The sequence below is a fragment of the Variovorax sp. EL159 genome (assembly GCF_900100965.1).
GTDB lineage: Bacteria > Pseudomonadota > Gammaproteobacteria > Burkholderiales > Burkholderiaceae_C > Variovorax.
The window spans coordinates 914,403-931,195 of the sequence record NZ_FMUJ01000003.1; the positions used below are offsets into that span (position 1 = coordinate 914,403).

At 68.9% G+C, this 16,793-nt stretch carries 16 protein-coding genes; all 16 read right to left on the reverse strand.

Going from position 1 to position 16,793, the window contains the following annotated elements; genetic code table 11:
* Positions 1–2: 2 nt before the first annotated feature.
* The 16 genes from BLQ28_RS16400 to BLQ28_RS16475 all read right to left on the reverse strand — a co-directional run bounded on the left by BLQ28_RS16400 (position 3) and on the right by BLQ28_RS16475 (position 16,789).
* A complete protein-coding gene (locus BLQ28_RS16400) occupies positions 3–593 on the reverse strand; it encodes a GNAT family N-acetyltransferase (RefSeq protein ID WP_256327325.1) in 591 nt (196 codons plus the stop codon).
* Between the two features lie 61 nt (positions 594–654).
* Positions 655–1,383: an LrgB family protein gene (locus BLQ28_RS16405; protein ID WP_093241771.1), complete on the reverse strand. Its 729-nt coding sequence runs from the start codon at positions 1,381–1,383 to the stop codon at positions 655–657.
* Between the two features lie 67 nt (positions 1,384–1,450).
* A complete protein-coding gene (locus BLQ28_RS16410) occupies positions 1,451–1,801 on the reverse strand; it encodes a CidA/LrgA family protein (protein ID WP_093241281.1) in 351 nt (116 codons plus the stop codon).
* A gap of 25 nt (positions 1,802–1,826) precedes the next feature.
* The gene (locus tag BLQ28_RS16415; RefSeq protein WP_093241284.1) at positions 1,827–2,849 is read right to left on the reverse strand and encodes an aminotransferase class I/II-fold pyridoxal phosphate-dependent enzyme; all 1,023 of its coding nucleotides are present in this window, start codon (positions 2,847–2,849) and stop codon (positions 1,827–1,829) included.
* The gene (gene cbiB, locus BLQ28_RS16420) at positions 2,846–3,820 is read right to left on the reverse strand and encodes an adenosylcobinamide-phosphate synthase CbiB (protein ID WP_093241287.1); all 975 of its coding nucleotides are present in this window, start codon (positions 3,818–3,820) and stop codon (positions 2,846–2,848) included. The genes BLQ28_RS16415 and cbiB overlap by 4 nt, the downstream gene beginning before the upstream one ends.
* Positions 3,821–3,841: 21 nt before the next feature.
* Positions 3,842–7,882 (reverse strand): cobaltochelatase subunit CobN, encoded by a 4,041-nt coding sequence (cobN, locus tag BLQ28_RS16425; protein WP_093241290.1) that lies wholly within the window; start codon positions 7,880–7,882, stop codon positions 3,842–3,844.
* Positions 7,879–8,232 (reverse strand): DUF2149 domain-containing protein, encoded by a 354-nt coding sequence (locus tag BLQ28_RS16430; RefSeq protein ID WP_093241293.1) that lies wholly within the window; start codon positions 8,230–8,232, stop codon positions 7,879–7,881. Before BLQ28_RS16430 ends, cobN begins: the two co-directional genes overlap by 4 nt.
* Positions 8,229–8,702 (reverse strand): MotA/TolQ/ExbB proton channel family protein, encoded by a 474-nt coding sequence (locus BLQ28_RS16435; RefSeq protein WP_093241296.1) that lies wholly within the window; start codon positions 8,700–8,702, stop codon positions 8,229–8,231. The genes BLQ28_RS16430 and BLQ28_RS16435 overlap by 4 nt, the downstream gene beginning before the upstream one ends.
* On the reverse strand, positions 8,702–9,400 hold the full coding sequence (bluB, locus tag BLQ28_RS16440; RefSeq protein WP_093241299.1) for a 5,6-dimethylbenzimidazole synthase: 699 nt from the start codon (positions 9,398–9,400) through the stop codon (positions 8,702–8,704). Before bluB ends, BLQ28_RS16435 begins: the two co-directional genes overlap by 1 nt.
* Before the next feature lie 5 nt (positions 9,401–9,405).
* Positions 9,406–9,975, reverse strand: coding sequence for a cob(I)yrinic acid a,c-diamide adenosyltransferase (gene cobO, locus BLQ28_RS16445; RefSeq protein ID WP_093241302.1), 570 nt, complete (start codon positions 9,973–9,975; stop codon positions 9,406–9,408).
* 238 nt (positions 9,976–10,213) lie between these two features.
* Positions 10,214–10,999, reverse strand: coding sequence for an ABC transporter ATP-binding protein (locus BLQ28_RS16450; protein ID WP_093241305.1), 786 nt, complete (start codon positions 10,997–10,999; stop codon positions 10,214–10,216).
* On the reverse strand, positions 10,996–12,006 hold the full coding sequence (locus BLQ28_RS16455; RefSeq protein WP_093241308.1) for a FecCD family ABC transporter permease: 1,011 nt from the start codon (positions 12,004–12,006) through the stop codon (positions 10,996–10,998). The genes BLQ28_RS16450 and BLQ28_RS16455 overlap by 4 nt, the downstream gene beginning before the upstream one ends.
* Positions 12,007–12,017: 11 nt before the next feature.
* Complete coding sequence (locus BLQ28_RS16460; protein ID WP_093241311.1) at positions 12,018–12,887, reverse strand: ABC transporter substrate-binding protein; 870 nt, start codon at positions 12,885–12,887, stop codon at positions 12,018–12,020.
* A complete protein-coding gene (locus BLQ28_RS16465) occupies positions 12,884–13,456 on the reverse strand; it encodes a bifunctional adenosylcobinamide kinase/adenosylcobinamide-phosphate guanylyltransferase (protein ID WP_093241314.1) in 573 nt (190 codons plus the stop codon). The genes BLQ28_RS16460 and BLQ28_RS16465 overlap by 4 nt, the downstream gene beginning before the upstream one ends.
* Positions 13,446–14,885 (reverse strand): cobyrinic acid a,c-diamide synthase CobB, encoded by a 1,440-nt coding sequence (locus BLQ28_RS16470; protein WP_093241316.1) that lies wholly within the window; start codon positions 14,883–14,885, stop codon positions 13,446–13,448. Before BLQ28_RS16470 ends, BLQ28_RS16465 begins: the two co-directional genes overlap by 11 nt.
* Complete coding sequence (locus tag BLQ28_RS16475; RefSeq protein WP_093241319.1) at positions 14,870–16,789, reverse strand: TonB-dependent receptor domain-containing protein; 1,920 nt, start codon at positions 16,787–16,789, stop codon at positions 14,870–14,872. Before BLQ28_RS16475 ends, BLQ28_RS16470 begins: the two co-directional genes overlap by 16 nt.
* Between the last annotated feature and the right edge of the window lie 4 nt (positions 16,790–16,793).

The following is a 16,793-nucleotide window of genomic DNA, read 5'->3' on the forward strand; positions in this document are numbered from 1 at the left end:
GCTCAGAGATCGATGCGGTAGCGAAACTTGGTCAGGCTGCCCTGGCTCGGCGAGGTGATGAAGCTCTCGACCAGCACCCCGCCGTTGGCCTCGATCACCTTCTGCGACGCGAAGTTGTCGGGGCTGGTCGTGACCTCGACCCAGCGCAGCCCTTCGCCCGCCGCCCGCTTCAGCATGGCGCCGAGCGCCTGTGTGGCATAGCCCCTGCGCTGCTTCCACGGCACGACGCTGTAGCCGATATGGCCCAGGCAGTAGGCGGGCAAGGCCTCGGTGCCCGGCTGCCAGCGCAGGTCGATGCTGCCGCAGAACTCGCCGTCCCACATCCAGCACTTGTAGCCCGGCAGGCGCGGCACCTGCGAGCCGTCGGGCATGGTGACGGGCGGGCCTTTGGCGTCGCGGTCCACCAGGCTCGCCAGGAACAGCGCGGCATCGGCCTCGATCAGGGCACGCTCTTCGGAGCCCGACTCGGGGCGCGATTCGTCCCGCGCCCAACCCCGGTTCAGGGCCGAGACATAGCTGCCCAGGCCGGCCTTCGACGGCCAGACCAGTTCCATCGGGCGAGGTGTGACATCCGCGCGCGGCATCTTGCTCATGGGGTCGCCTCCGCGCTTCGCACCGCGGTGCGCGCCTGTGTGCGACGTTCGCGTGCGGCCCTCATGCGCCCAGCAGCTTCACGAGCAGCGGCACCAGCAAGGCCGTCGCGATGCCGTTCAGCCCCATCGCCAGCGCGGAGAACGCGCCCGCCGTTTCGTTGACCTGGATGGCGCGCGCCGTGCCGATGCCGTGCGCGGCTAGGCCGACCGCGAAGCCGCGCACCGCCGGCTCCTTGATGCGCAGCAGGTTCAACAGGCCGGTCGCCATGATCGCGCCCGAGATGCCGGCAATGGCCGCCGCCACGGCCGCGAGCGACGGCAGCCCGCCGATCTTCTCGGCCACGCCCATGGCGATGGGCATGGTGGCCGACTTGGGCGCGAGCGACATGATCAGCTCGTGCGAGCCACCCAGCACCCACGCGATGCCGATGGCCGACACGATGGCCGCCACCGACCCCACCAGCAGCGCCACGCCGATCGGCAGCCACAGCCGCCGCAGCCGGCCCACCTGGCTGTAGAGCGGCACCGCCAGCGCCACAGTGGCCGGTCCGATCAGGAAGTGCACGAACTTCGCGCCTTCGAAATACGTGTCGTAAGGCGTGCGCGTGACGAGCAGCACACCCACGATGACGATGACCGACACCAGCACCGGATTCACCATCGGGTTGCGCCCGCTGCGCGTGTGCAGCCACAGTGCGCCGAGGTAGGCCAGCAGCGTGAGCGACAGCCACAGCAGCGGCGACTGGGCGAGGAAGACCCAGATTTCGGAGAGCTTGGCAGGCGCGGTCATCATTGAAAAATCTCCGCGCTTCGCGCTGCGGTGCGCGCTTGCCTGGGGCGGCCCGGCGCGGCGCTCATTAAGCGTCATTGCCGGTGACGCGGATCATCCAGCGGAACGTGAGCGCGGTCACGGTCATGGTGAAGGCCGCGCCCACGATGCCGGCTGCAAGAAACGGCAGCCACTCGCGCCCTACCCGCTCGAAATGCAGCATGACGCCCGTCACCGCGGGAATGAACAGCAGCATCAGGTTGCGCAGCAAATGGCCGGAGGTGTCGGTCAGCACCTGCGGCACGCCGCCGCGCACCAGCAACCCGACGAACAGCAGCACCATGCCGATCAGCGGCCCGGGGATCGGCAGGCTGAGCCACTGCACGAGCAGTTCGCCGGCCAGTTGGCAAAGAAAAAGCGTGGTGATGGCGTAGAGCATCGTGTTGTTCTGGTTGTCCGTTCGATCAATGTTCGTTGGAAGCGGTGGCCCGTGTCCAGCCCTCTTTCAGGGCCTGCTGGCTCTGCGGCGACAGGACACCCAGGCGCACATGGCCCGGCAGGCCGAAGGAGGCGCAGTCGCGCAGCTTGATGCCCTCGGCGCGCAGCGCGGTGGCCAGCGGGGGATACGGCCGGTCGGTGCGTGCGCAGAAGAAATTGCCATCGCTGGGCAGGCAGTGCCAGCCCAGCGATTCGCAGATGGCGCGTTGTTCGGCCTTCCACATACGCAGAGTCTGGAGGCTCTGCGCGAGCCAGGCCTGCGCTTCATCGCCGGTCCAGGTTTCGAGCAGCGCGACGCCGTGCGTGCCCAGCGGCCACGATGGTGCGAGCCGGTCCAGGCGTTGCAGCATCGGCGCGGCATCTTCGCCATCGGGTGCGATAGCGTAGGCGGCGCGAATGCCGGTCAGGCCCATCGCCTTGTTCGGCGTCCACAACTGCCAGACGCGGTCGCGTCGCGTCGCATCGAGCGATGCGCGGCCTTCGAGGCGCAACGGCTCATAGGCCATGTCGAGCACGCAGATGCCGTTCGTGCTTTCGGCGTGCTGCACCAGATCGGCCTGCGCCTGTCCCAGCGGGCTCGACGGTTCGCAGCACCAGCGAAGCGCTGCGGACGCGTGCGATGCCGGCGCACGCACCGACTGCAAGCCCCAGGCCTGCGCCGCGCGCTCGTAGTCGCCGTAGCTGTGCGCCGGCAACCAGACCTGCGAGCCACCGCCTTGTGCAACAGCGGCGCTGATGCGATGGATGAACTCGCTCGCACTCGCCGCGATCAAGATGCGTTCGGTCGCCACGCCATGAAAGTGCGCGAGCCTCGCACGCAGCGTCGTGTAGCGCGGGTCCGGGTAGTGCGCGGCATCGGCGGCGCGGATCGCGGCCACGGCGGCAGGGCACGAGCCCACCACATTGCCATTGGTCGAGAAGTCGTGCAATGCGGCACCGGATTCGTCGGGGCCGCCATGCACAACGTCGGCGATGCGATCTGATGTCATGCCCACCTCCAGCCCGTGGCCGCCACGATAACCAGCGATGCAAGGACAGCCACAGCGAAGACGGCCCGGCCGCCAAGCTGCGCAGTGCGCTGCATGTCGGCGGCGGTCGGCGCGCGGCCTTCGGCATTCAATGCATAGACACCGGGCTTGGCGAGCCGCACGCCGAGAAGCAGCGCCATCGTCGCCATCGGCCAACCGCTGTTGGGCGACGGCGTGCGGCGCGCTTCGTCGGTCAGACCTACCGGCCAGCGCCAAGCCGCGAGCATGAGCAGCTGTGAAGTGAGCCGCGCGGGCAGCCACGAGAGCAGATCGTCCGCGCGCGCGGCCCATTTGCCGAACCACGTCCAGTCGCGCCCATTGCGCTCGCCGAGGTAGCCCCACATGGCATCGGCCGTGTTGGCGAAACGGTAGACCGCCGCACCCGGCAGGCCCAGCAGCACGAACCAGAACAGCGGGGCCACCAGCGAATCATTGAGGTTTTCAGCGAGCGATTCGATGGCGCTCTCGCGCACCTCACGCTCGCTGAGCGTGGACACATCGCGGCTCACCAGCCTCGCCAGTTGCTTGCGACCGGCGTCGAGCGACACGGCCAGCGCGGCATCGACCGCCAGCACTTCGTCGCGCAGCATGCGCCATGCAAAGAGCGGCTTCAGCAACAGGCCCAGCAGCATGGCCATGGCCCACAGGGGCAGCCACGTCATGAGCAGCCCCTGCAACATCATGGCCACGCCACCGACGGCGGCCGCGCCCACACACCAGGTCAGCGCACCGATGAAGAAGGCCGGCAAATCGATGGGCTTCGCATCTTTCTGCATTGGCGCGACACGCGAGCCGATCCATCCGAGGTACTGCCCCATCCACACGACCGGATGGCAGCGCGCGGGCGGCTCCCCGAGCCAGCGGTCGATGGCCAGTGCGAGCCACAGGGCGGCGACGACGGCAAGGGCATGTTCAAGAGTGGCGTAGGGCATGAGAGCCGCCATTCTCGCGAATCAGGCGGGGACTTTGCCGCGTCGCCACTGCACCCATGCACCGAGCGCCACCAGCAGCGCTGCACCAAATGCGATCCAGAAGCGGAAGACGAGCGTGTCGGCCGTCGGGGTGGGTGCCGCGTCGGCTGCGGGTTCGAGCTTGAGGCCGGTGACGGGCTGCGTGCTGTCCGGTGCCGGCTCGGCTATCGGTGTTGTGGGCTCGGGCGCAGGAGCGAGTGCAGCAGATGGCGAAGCGACGACCACGGGCACCACCGGCGCATTCAACTTCGGCGCCACGGGTGCCACGGCCGATGACAACTCCGCCTGCGCAAACCGCTGCACCGCCGTATTCCGTTCACGCATCCCGGTGGCACGCACCGCCTCCGAATAAGCCTGCGCCAGCTCGCGCCGGGTCTTGGCGTCCGGCTTCCAGTAGGCCAGCCGCACCGCATCGAGCATGCGTTCCAGCGTCTGCGCGAAGGCGGCACGGTTGTCGCCTTCCAGCCATTCGCGCGTGCCCAGCTTGTACTTGTCGCGCACATAGACCTCGTGCAGCGACTGCCACTGGTCCTGCCGCACGGTGCCCGGGGCCGTGACCTGCCAGCCCCACAAGAACTGCGCCGTCTTCAAGACCTGCAGCGTGCCGCTGTAGCCCTCGGCCTTCTGCGCCGCGATCCACTGCGGATGCAGATAGCGCGTCTGCATCTCGCGTGCGATGGCGCCGGCGGCGGTGTCGGTGCGCACCGCGCTGCCATCGCGCAGGTTCTGCACATAGAGCGCGGGGTCCTTGCCCGTGAGCTGCCGCACGGCCTGCGCAATGCCGCCCAGGTACTGGAACGGGTCGTCGTTGGTCAGCACGCCGTAGAGGTTGGAGCTGCGTGCCATCAGCGCCGCATCGACCTGCACGAGGTTGCCCGCATAGGCGCCGGGGCGGGCCACGCCGTCGAGGCCCTTGCCGTAGGCGTGTCCCATGCGGTCGATGTAGAGCTGCGCCATCTGCGCATCGCCGCCGCCCCGGCGCTGGTTGGCCCACACGTCGCTCGCCAGCGCTGCCTCTTCGAGCCCGGCGCCGTAGCTGCCCTGCTCGTTCGAGAACACGCGTGCGGTTGACCAGCGCGTGGCCTCGGCCGCTGTCGCGCCTTCCGCGCGCAGCTTGCGCGCCAGCGCCTCGCTGTGCCGCGCGACGGCGTTGCCGGCCTCGGGCAATGCGGCCACCTGCTGCACCGCCTCATCGAGCCAGCGCATCACGTTCGGGAACTGGTCGCGGTAGGAGCCGGTGACGCTGACCAGCACGTCTATGCGCGGACGGCCCAGCACCTGCGCGGGGATCACGTCGATGCCGGTCATGCGGCCGGCATCGTCCCAGCGCGGCTTCACGCCCATGGCGTAGAAGGCCTGGCTCTCCAGAACGCCCTGGTGGCGCGATGCCTCGCCAGCCCAGAGCGTGAAGGCGATCTTTTCGGGTGCCTTGCCAGCGTGGTTCTTCGCGTGTTCGGTGATCCATGCGTCCATCGCGGCCACGCCAGTCTCCCAGGCCGCGCGCGTGGGCACGCGGCTCGGGTCGAAGCCGTAGAGGTTGCGGCCAGTCGGCAGGCTGTCGGGGTTGCGTACCGGGTCACCGCCGTAGCTGGCCTTGAGGTAACGACCGTCGAGCGCGGTCAGCAGGCCTTCGATTTCCTCGTTGTGCGCGAGCACGGCATCGAGCTTCTGCGCGCGTTGAGCAAGTGCGAGAAGGCTTTGCACGTTGGCGGGCGTCTTGCCCATGGCGCCGGCCGCTTGCGCATCCGTCAGGGCGAGTTCGACCCAACGCGCCGGCCGGGAGGCGGCCACGTTCTTCGCGTCGATCAGGAAGGCCTCGTCGATGTCTTCGCCCAAGGCTTCCACCAGCGGCTTGCCGAGGATCTGCAGGATCGTCATGCGACGGCGCTCCGCATCCGGCGCCTGCCCGAAGGTCGCCAGGCCCAGCGGCTGCGCGGTCTGCGCCAGTTCGTCGAGGTACGGGTGCAGCACGGCAATGAAGCCTGCGAAGTCGGCGCGGATCTGCGCCGGTGTCCATTTCAGGTCGCGGTCGAAATGCTGCTCGACGAACTCGGCCGTGAGCTGCCGCTCCATCGCGGTCTTCACCGGGCCGGGCGACAGCGTCTCCCAGTCATGCATGCGCTCGTGCATCGCCTGCACGCCGGGGCGAAAGCCTGCAGGCGCGAACATCGGCGTCGAGTGGCTCACCATCGTCGCGCGGCCACGGCGCTTGGCGGTGGTGGCCTCGCCGAGGTTGTCCATGATGTACGGATAGACGTTGGGCAGGTCGCCGAGCGCGAGCAGCGGATCGTCTTGCACCGAGAGGCCACGCTCCTTGCCCGCCGACCATTCGACCGTTCCATGTGTCCCCACGTGCACGACCGCGCTGGCACCGAACTGCGTACGCAGCCACAGGTAGGTGGCCAGGTAGCTGTGGCTCAGCGGAATGGCCGAGCGGTGATAGACCTGCTCGGCCTTGCCCGCCACCGCCGTGCCGGGCTCGAAGCGCGGTGGCTGGCGCAGCACGACCACGTTGCCGAACTGCACGCGCGGGATCACGAAAGACGGCTCGCCCGCAACGGGGCGCAGCATGGTCGACTTCTCGGGCGGGCCCCAGTAAGTTTCGATGCGGCGCTGCGTGTCCGCAGGCAGCGCGCGAAACCACGCGACATAGTGCGACAGCGGCAGCGCATCGGCCAGCCCCTTGTCGAGCAGCGGCTGCAGCGAATCGCCCTGCGCCGTCGGGTAGTAGGCCTTCATCGTGGCCTGCACCTGCGCGATGAGCGCGTCGGCGCCGGGAATGCCCGTGCGGTAGCCCGCGGACTTCATCGCCGCCAACATGTTGTTCACGCTGCGCGGCACGTTGAGGAAAGAAGCGCCGAAGTTGGCCTCGCCCGGCGGGTAGTTGTAGACCAGCATCGCGACACGGCGATCCGCCGCGGGCGTGCGCTGCAGGCGCAGCATGGCGGCGGCCTTGTCCGCCACCGCATCGATCTGCGCGGGCAGCGGCTGCAGCGTGCCGCTCGCGGCATCGCGGGCGCTCACGAGCATGGGGTCGGTCATGCCGGCCAGCTCGCTCGGGCTGTAGTACGACGCGATGTCGGTCTGCGCCAACCCGTCCTTGCTCTGCGCCCACTGCGTGGCATCCATCGCCAGCGAAGGCAGCGTCTGCAGGACGGGCACGCCTATGCGCTCCAGCTCGGCCTTGCGTTCGTTGGGGCTGAAGACCAGCGAGGCATTGACGATCAGGTCGGCCACGCGCTTCTCGTCCGCGCTCGTGCGGTGGGTCATGCGGAAGAACAGATCCTTCTGCTGGCGCGGGCCGTAGAAGGTATAGGCCCGCAGGCCGCGCTGCTCGAGCGAGGCGATCAGGCGGTCGAGCCAGCCGGTGTCGTCGCTGGTCACGGTGGCGCTGTTGATCGCTATGGCGACCGTGCCATTCGCGCCCGGCAGGCGGTCCAGCGCGGTGATGTCGGTTTCGATGCGCGGCCAGCCTGGGTGATAGAGACCAGCTAGCGGCAGTGGCACGGGTTCGGGCAATCGAGCGAGGTCGCCCACCTGCGCCATCGCCTTCATCGCCGCATCGAGGTTCGCGCTACCGGAGAAGCGCCAGTACTCGCGCAAGCGCTGCGCCCATGCGGCATCGACACCGCGCTCGGCCATCAACGGAGGGGCGCTGGAAGCCTGTCCCTTGGCCACGGGTGCGAACTCACCGATCAGCACATAGGGCACGGCGCTGCGCGAGATCGCATCACCGAAACGTGCCGCGGCGGCCTGTGCCACGCTGATGTGCGGCGCGTCGATCACGAGCAACCGCGCGCCTTCGAGTGCGGCAGACAACGCCTCAGGAGCATCCTGCGAAGCGGACACCACCTGCATCGGCAGCCCCGCCTCGCGTGCGGCCGCCTGCAGTCGCACCACGCGCGCCGGAGAAACGAGCGATGTGCTCAACACCACGACGCGCGAAGCCGCCGTCTGCCCGGCCTGTGCCGGCGCCAGGAAGCCCAGCCCCATCAGCAGGAGCCAGAAAAAGAACCGCGTCACTTCCCGCCCTGCGCAGGCACCGCATCAGCCGGCACATAGACCATCGTGCCGTCTTTCAATCGCCAAGCAGTGCCGGCCTTCTCGCCATCGCCCTGCCCCGTCGCGCCGCTGGCCTTGAAGCGCGTGATCTTCTGGCCTTCACGCGTGATGATCTCCATGTCCGGCTGGCCTTCGTGGCGGATGATGGTGAGCTTGTCTTGCGCGAACGGATTCATCGGGTTGTTGATGACCGCAATCATCAGCATGCCGATGACCACCATGAACACGTCGATCAGGTTGATGGTCGACAACACCGGGTCGTCGTCATCGCTGTCGAGGCTGCTCAGAATGGAAAACTGGCGACGACTCATGACAGCCGATCCCGCGCATCGAGCACCGTCACCAGCTCCCGCATCAGCCAGCGCCGGCGCACGGTGTAGACCACGAAGGTGATCGAGGCCGAAGCCAGCGCCACGATCACGCTCGCGAACGCGGGTGCCAGGCTCTGCGCCACGCCTTGCGATTCGCCCGAAGCCACGGCCACCAGCGCCGGACCCATCGGGATCATGGTCGCGATCAGCCCCAGCATCGGCGCCACGCGGCTGCACAGGCGCACGCCTTCGAGCTGCTTGAGCACCACCAGCTCCATCTGCTCCTGGCTCGCATCGGCATGGCGCTGCAGCGTCAGCACACGTGCCGGGTCGCGGCGGCGCTGCAGGTACTCGATGCCGAAGGCACCGAGGCAATACACCGCGTAGACAAAGGACAGCAGCACACCGAGCGTCACGGGCCAGAGGAACAGGCGCGCCAGCTCGAACAGAACGGTATCGAAGGCCAGCATCAGGTGGGCTCCACAAGCGACGGATTGATGGATGGCCCATCGGCAAACAGGTCCGCCGCCCGGCCCCAGCATTCGTCGAACACCAGTGCCGACAGCGGCTCGCGCCGGGCCCAGCGTTCGCGCTGCAGCATCGGCTCTTCGTAGAAATCGTGCACCGGGCCCAGGCACAACAAGGCGATGGGCTCGGCATCGTCCGGCAGGCCGAGCAACACCGACACCTCGGCCGGATCGAACAGCGACACCCAGCCCATGCCCAGCCCTTCGGCGCGCGCCGCGAGCCAGAGGTTCTGGATGGCGCAAGAGGCCGAGGCCAGGTCCATCTGCGGCAAGGTGCGGCGGCCGAAGATGTGCTTCTCGCGGCCGTCGGCCAGCGTCACCACCAGCAGCTCGGCTGCATCGAGCAGGCCTTGCACCTTCAGGCGCATGAACTCGTCTTCGCGCTGGCCGAGTGCACGGGCGGTGAGCACGCGTTCGCGCTCGACGGTGTCGTGCAGGCTTTGGCGCAAAGCCTGTCCACGCACGCGGATGAAACGCCACGGCTGCATGAACCCGACGCTGGGCGCGTGGTGCGCGGCTTCGAGCAAACGGCGCAGCACATCGGGCGCGACCTCTCCGCCCGCGAAGTGGCGCATATCGCGCCGCTCGTGGATGGCGCGGTAGACCGCGTCCACCTCATCGGCTGCAAATGCCTGCGCCATCGGGCTCAGTCCTCGATACCGCGCTGGGCAGGAATGCCGGCCTTGAACGCGTGCTTGACCATGGTCATCTCGGTCACGGTGTCGGCCAGCTCGATGATCTCGGGCGGGCAGCGGCGGCCGGTGAGCGCCACGTGCACGTGCTTGGGCCGCGCGCGCAGTGTTTCAAGCACGCCTTCGAGCGGCAGCCAGCCGTAGATGAGCGGATAGGTGATCTCGTCGAGCACGACGAGGAAGAAGTCGCCCGAGAGGATCGCCGCCTTGGCTTTTTCCCAGCCGTCGCGCGCGAGCTGTCCCGAGCGTTCGAGGTCCTGGCTCTTCCAGCTGAAGCCGTCGCCGAGCCCTTCGATCGGAATGCCGATCTGCTCGAACATGCGGTGTTCGCCAAAGCGCGCCGAGGGCACCTTCATGAACTGGTAGATCTTCACGGCCTTGCCGCGTCCATGGGCGCGCAGCGCAAGGCCGAAGGCCGCGGTGCTCTTGCCCTTGCCGTCGCCGGTGTTGACGATGACGATGCCGCGGCGTTCGCCTTCTGGCTTTTCGTAGGGTTTTTCGCTGGGAGGGGTTTCTATTTGCATGGGGACTCCAATTCGGTTGCGCTGGCTGTTGTTAGAGGCGTGGAGGTTCGGGGCGCGCTGCTGGTGTGCAGCCGATCAACTCGTGCTCTGAAAACGCGCACGTCGATGGTGTGCTCTGCGCAGCGAAATAAAGGAGGAGGGGCGAAGCCCCGGGGGACATTCGCGGAGCAGAGTACGCCGTCGGCGTGCGCGCGCCTTGAATGGCCCTTCCGCATACCAACGAGCTCGCCCGCGCATTTCATAACGGCAACGCGATCCATTGATCGGCCACACGATGCACCCGGATGCGATGGTCGAACACCTGCTCCAGCGCCGCATGCGTGACGGGGTCGCCACAGCCTCCGTGGTGCACCACGCGGCCAAGATTCATCACGACCAGTTCATCAGCGGCCAGCGCCATCGGCAGTTCGTGCAGCACGCTCACCACCGTCTTGCCTTCGGCAACGAGAGCGCGCGCGGTCTGCATCCAGTCGGCCTGATGCGGCGGGTCGAGGTTGGCGAGCGGCTCGTCCATCAGCAACAGATCGGCCTCGACCGCCAGCGCCCGCGCCAACAGCACACGTTGGCGTTCGCCACCCGAGAGCTGGCCCAGCGGGCGGTCGCGCCAGTCCCAGGCCTGGGTGCTGCACAGCGCGCGCTCGACAGCCTCGCGGTCGGCTGGGCTCGGGGCGGCCAGCCAGCGCTGGTGCGGCAGGCGCCCGAGCATGGCGATGTCGTAGACCATCAGGTCGTCGGCACTGCCCTCGCCCGAGCCGCTCTGGCCGAGCCACGAGAGACGCTGGGCGCGAACGCGGGCCGGAATCTTTCCTTGCGCTTCACCGAACAGGCGCACTTCGCCACGGTGGGCGAGCAGGCCGGCCAGCGCCTTGAGCAGCGTCGACTTGCCCGCGCCGTTCGGCCCGACGATGCTGGTCCAGCGTGCGGAAGAAAGCCTCAAGTCGATGCCGTGCAGCACCTCGGTCATGCCGAGCGTGGCGCTCACGCTGCGTGCTTCGAGGGCCGGAACGAGGTCGTTGTCGCTCATGCCAGGCCACCTCTTGCGCTGCGGCGATGCATCAGCCACAGCAGGTAGCTGCCACCGAGCACGGCAGTGAGCACGCCCACGGGCAGCTCTTGCGGGGCGATCAGCCAGCGCGCCAGCAGGTCGGCCGCCATCAGCAGCAGGCCGCCCATCAGCGTCGACAGCACGATCAGCCGCGCATGCGTGGTCTTGACGATCGAGCGCACGAGATGCGGCGCCGCCAGCCCGACGAAGGCGATCAGCCCGGTCTGCGCCACGGCCGCGCCGGTGGCCAGCGCCAGCACCACCACGAGGGCCGCGCGCATCGCGCCCAAGGGCAGGCCCAGGCTGCGCGCGGTGGCCTCGCCGAGCGCCAGCCCGTCGAGCACCGGCGCCAGCGCCCAGCCCAGCAGCACGCAGACCACACCGACCATGGCCATCACCGCGCAGGCGCTCCAGCCGACCAGCCCGGTGCTGCCGAGCACGAAGCCCTGGAGGGCCTGCAGGATGTCGGCCGACGCAATGGTGATCAGGTCTTTCGCTGCGCCGAGCACCACGCCGACGATCACACCCGCCAGCAGCAGGCGCAGCGTCTGTTGCACGCCGCGCGCCAGCATCAGCGTGAGCATCACCGCGAGCACCGCGCCGATGAAGGCCGCACCCGTGAGCCCGAGCCGCATCACCCACTGCATGCTCGCGGCCGAGCCACCGAACATCAGCAGCGCCACCGCCACGCCGAGCGAGGCGCCCGAGGCGCTGCCCAGCAGATAAGGGTCGGCCAGCGGGTTGCGAAACAGCCCCTGCGCCACCGCGCCCGCCAGTCCGAGCAGTGCGCCGGCAAGCCACGCGCCGAGCGTGCGCGGCAGGCGGATGTCCCACACGATCTGCAGCGCGACCGGGTCGTGGCGCGCCGACAGCAGGCTCTCGAAGCCGGTGCTGCCGATGCCCAGCCCGAACAGCAGCAGCGCGGCGCCCAGCACCAGCAGGCCGATGCCGAGCAGCAGCACGCGGCGCAGATGGGCGGTGTGCATGCGTGCCCCGCTCACCTCTTGCCCTTGTCGGCGAGGCACTGCGCCATCAGGCGCGCGGCCTCGTCCATGCGCGGGCCGGGGCGCACGAGCACGTCGGACTGCTCCGCGCTGAAGCGGCAGATGCGGCCCTCGCGCACCGCGCGGATGCCGGCCCAGCCGGGGCGCTGTTCCAGCCCCTGCGCGCTGCGCACGCTCACCATGATGAGGTCGGGGTTGGCGCGCACCACGTATTCGGGGTTGAGCTTGGGGAACGGGCCGAGCGCAGCCGGCACGATGTTCTTCACGCCGAGCCGCGTGAGCGTTTCGCCGATGAACGACGATTCGCCTGCCGCGTAGGGCGCGTTGTTGACCTCGAAGTACACGCGCAGGCCCTTCGCGCCCGGCGGCAGCGACTGCGCGGCGGCCGACACGCTGGCATCGATCACGCGCCAGACCTTGGGTGCCTCGTGCGTGCCGAGCACCTGGTCGAGCTTGTCGAGCACGCGCCGCACATCGGCATGGCTCTTGGGCTCGAGCACCAGCACCTTCATGCCCAGCGCTTCGAGCCGCTGCGTGACGCGCGACGACTTGGCGAGCAGCACCGCATCGGGCTTGAGCGCGACGATGGCCTCCACGTTCGGATCGAGCCCGCCGCCGACCTGCGGCAGCGCCTTCACCTGCTCGGGCGAATTCGAATAGCGGTCGACGCCCACCAGCCGCGCGCAGGCGCCGAGTGCGCAGACCGACTCGGTGAGCGACGGCAGCAGCGAGACGATGCGCTGCGGCGGTTGCGGCAGGCTCACGGTCACGCCGCGTTCGTCGACCACGTCGAAGGCGTGCGCGCCCAGCGCGAACGCGGCCAGGCCGAGGGCAAACGACAGCGAACGGATCAGTTTCTTCATGCAGCGGGTGCTTTCAGGCTCAGCGGCAGGCCGGCCGCCATCAGTGTGACGCGGTCGCAGGCGGCGGCCACTTCCTGGTTCAGGCGGCCCAGCGCATCGACGAAGGCGCGCGTCTCGCGGCCCAGGGGAATCACGCCGAGGCCGATCTCGTTGCCGACCAGCACGACGGGACCGCGCGCCTCGCGCAGTGCGATCAGCAGCATGGCGACGTGCGTGGCCGGCGTGCGCGTGGCGGGCCGCGCGTCTTCCATCGGCATCAGCAGGTTGGTGAGCCACAGCGTGAGGCAGTCGATGACCACCAGCGTCTCGGGCGTGCTCTGCGTGACGACGGCCCGCGCCAGTTCGATGGGCTCTTCGATGGTTCGCATGCCGGGCACGCGCTCGGCGCGGTCGGCCTGGTGGCGCACGATGCGCTCCTGCATCTCGTCGTCGTAGGCCTGCGCGGTGGCGATCAGCACGGCACGGCGACCCTTCGATTCGGCGGCGAGCCAGTCGATGGCACGCTGCTCGGCGCGGCGCGACTTGCCGCTCTTCTGGCCGCCGAGGATGAATTCACGTTCAACGGGCATCGCTGTCTTCCTTCTCGGCGTCGTGGCCGTCGAGTTCGATCGGCATGGCCCCGAAGAGCCGTGCCGTGGCTTCGGGGCTGGAGGCGAACCATGCGTGGAAATAGCTCGCGCGCACCGGGCCATGCACATAGAAGGCTTCGCCGCCGCGCGCGCCCACGGCCTGGGCCGTATCGGGCCGGCCGGTGTGGGCGGCGGGCACGAGCGGCGTGTCGCAGCTCGAATAGTGGAAGGTGTGGCCGCGCAAGGTGTGGCTGCCGAGCGTGAGCTGCTGCGGGCCGAGGCCGGCCAGGCGCTTTTGCATCGTCACGCGGCCCGGCAACAGGCCCCAGAGCCGGTGGACGTCTGGCGGGCGCGTGGCATCGGCGTGCGTGGCCAGTTCGTCGAACAGCGCCATCATGCCGCCGCATTCGGCCCAGATCGGCTTGCCGTCCGCGATGTGCCTGGCCAGCGCATCGCGCATCTGCGAGCACCCGGCCAGGGCTTGGGCATGCAGTTCGGGGTAGCCGCCGGGCAGCCAGACGGCATCGCAGGCCGGCAAGGCATCGCCTGCGAGCGGAGAGAAAAAGGAAAGCCGCGCACCGAGCGCGGTGAGCACGTCGAGGTTCGCGGGGTAGATGAACGAGAAGGCCGCATCGCGCGCAATGGCGATGGTGCGGCCGGCCAGCAGAGGCGGCACGGGCGCCACCGAAGCTTCTGCTTCGAAGCGAACCTGCGGCAATTGCGCGACCGGCATCCGGCCCAGCGGCGTTGCGGCCAGCACATCGGCTGTCGCATCGAGCCGGGCCATAGCGTCCCCAAGTTCAGCCGCCAGGACCAGGCCCAGATGCCGCTCGGGCAGCGAGAACGCCGGGTCGCGCGGCAAGGCGCCCAGCCATTGCGAGGGTTCGCGCAATGCGTCTTTCAGCATGCCCGCATGGCGCTCGCTGGCCACGCGATTGGCCAGCACGCCGGCCCACGGCAAACCGGGGCGGAAGTTCTGCAGGCCGAAAGCCAGCGCGCCGAAGGTGCCGGCCATGGCGCCCGCGTCGATCACCGCCAGCACCGGCAGGCCGAAGCGCTCGGCTAGATCGGCCGCGCTGGGCGTGCCATCGAACAGGCCCATCACGCCTTCGACGATCAGCAGGTCGCATTCGGCCGCCGCGGCACGCAGGCGCGCGCGGCAATCGGCCTCGCCCGTCATCCACAGGTCGAGCGAATGCACCGGTGCGCCGGTGGCTAGCGCCAGCCAGTGCGGATCGAGAAAGTCGGGCCCGCACTTGAAGGCCCGCACGCGCCGGCCCTGGCGCGCATGCAGCCGCGCGAGCGCGGCTGCGACGGTGGTCTTGCCCTGCCCCGAGGCAGGGGCCGCCACCAGCACCGCGGCGCAGGCGGGGGCCGCGGCGCCGTCGGCGTCGCTTCGTTGCGAGGGTTGGCTTATTGCGGTGTCCACTTGAGACCGACGTAGGCGGTGCGGCCCGCCGTGGCGTAGAGCCGTGCGTACTGGTAGTCCTTGTTGCCGACATTGTCGACGCGCGCAATCAGGTTGAGGTCGCGCGTGATCTGCGTGCTGGCCGACAGATTCAGCAGGGTGTAGCCACCGAGCTTGACGGTGTTGGCGGCATCGTCGTAACGCTTGCTGGAGGTTTGCACTTCCGCGCCCAGCGTCCAGCCGGCAACGCGCCAGTCGGCGCCGAAGGTGGCATGGCGCTGTGCGCGGCGGGCCAGCAGGTTGTTGGTGGAGAGGTCGCGCGGGTCCTGGTAGTCGAGCGAGGCGCGCAGGGTCACGTCGCCGATGCGATGGCCGCCCGACAGCGTGACGCCCTGGTAGCGGGCGCGCGCCGTGCTGGCATAGCAGCCGAAGGACGACGCGCAACCCTTGGCGCTGCCGTCGAACACGATCAGGTTTTGCACGCGGTTGCTGTAGACGACGATGCCCGCGCTGGTGGCGCCTTCGGTGTACTTCAGGCCCAGCTCGACGTTGCGGCTCGACTCGGGCTTCAGGCTCGCAAGGCCGTACTCGCTGAAGCGCTGGTACAGGGTGGGCACCCGGAAGGCCGTGCCGGCCGACACGGTGGCGCGCAGCGTGGGGGTGATGGCGTAGCCGTAGGCGGCGCTGCCGGTGGTCTTGCCGCCAAACTCGCTGTCCTTGTCGTGGCGCACATGCAGTTGCAGCGAGTGCGGGCCTTGCACGAAGCCATAGCCGAGCGAGATGGCATCCTGCGACCGGTCGCGCGCCAGCAGCTTGGCCGTGGTGGTGGCGGCCGGGTTCACCAGCCCGTCTTCGCGGCGTTCGAGCGCGGCCGTCACCAGATGGGGGCCGAAGCGGAACTCGTTCTGGAACAGGTAGCCGCGCAGGTGCGTCTCGGTGCGGTAGTAGGCAGGATCGGTCTCGTAGGTCGAGCGTGAATCGGTCACCTGCACGCGGGTGCTGTAGATCTCGTTCCACTTGGCCGACCACGTCAGGGCGGCGGTGCGCAAGGTGTTGCTCGACAGGTCGTCCTTGAACAGGAACGGCAGCTTGGTCCTGAAGGGGATCGTCGTGTCGTAGCCCGCCAGGATGTCGCTGGACAGCACCGAGGCTTCGATGCGCTGGTCGGGCGTGATCTGGTAGCCCAGCTTCACGTTGCCCGAGTTGCTGCGATAGCCGTCGCGGTCGGGGCTGGTGTAGCCGTCCTTCGACAGCACGCGCTTGGACGCCGGCTGGATGTTGAAGCCCTTGCTCTCTTCATGCGCCACGCCGAGCGAGTAGTCGAAGGCGCCCGACTTGCCGCTCAGGCCCGCTTCGAGCTTGCGCAGGTCGTTGCTGCCGATGCCCACGCCCACGTAGGGCGACACGCCTTCTTCGCCGCGCTTGGTGAAAAGCTGGATCACGCCGCCGATGGCGTCGGAGCCGTACACCGCGGCGGCCGGGCCGCGCAGCACTTCGATGCGATCGATCTGAGCGAGCGGAATGCCTTCCCAGCCGGCGCCGACGGTCGATTGCGAGTCGATGCGCACGCCGTCGATGTACACGGCCGTGAAGCGCGTTTCGGCACCGCGGATGAACACGCTGGTGTTGTTGCCTATGCCGCCATTGCGCGTGATCTCGATGCCCGGCTGGCGCGCCAGCAGGTCGGCCACGCCGGTCGCGCCGCTGCGCTCGATGGTCTGGCGGTCGATGATGGACACGTCGCCCACGATGTCCGACAGCGCCTGCGGCGTGCGGTTCGCGGTGACCACGGTTTCGCCGAGCGTCGGCGCCTCCTGGGCATGGGCGAGGCCACCGAAGGCCGAGGCGAGCGCGAGCGGCAGGCACGCGAGGTGGCTGCGGCGCACAGGGGCGCGGCCGCGAGAAAGAGAAACGCAGGAAATCATGAAT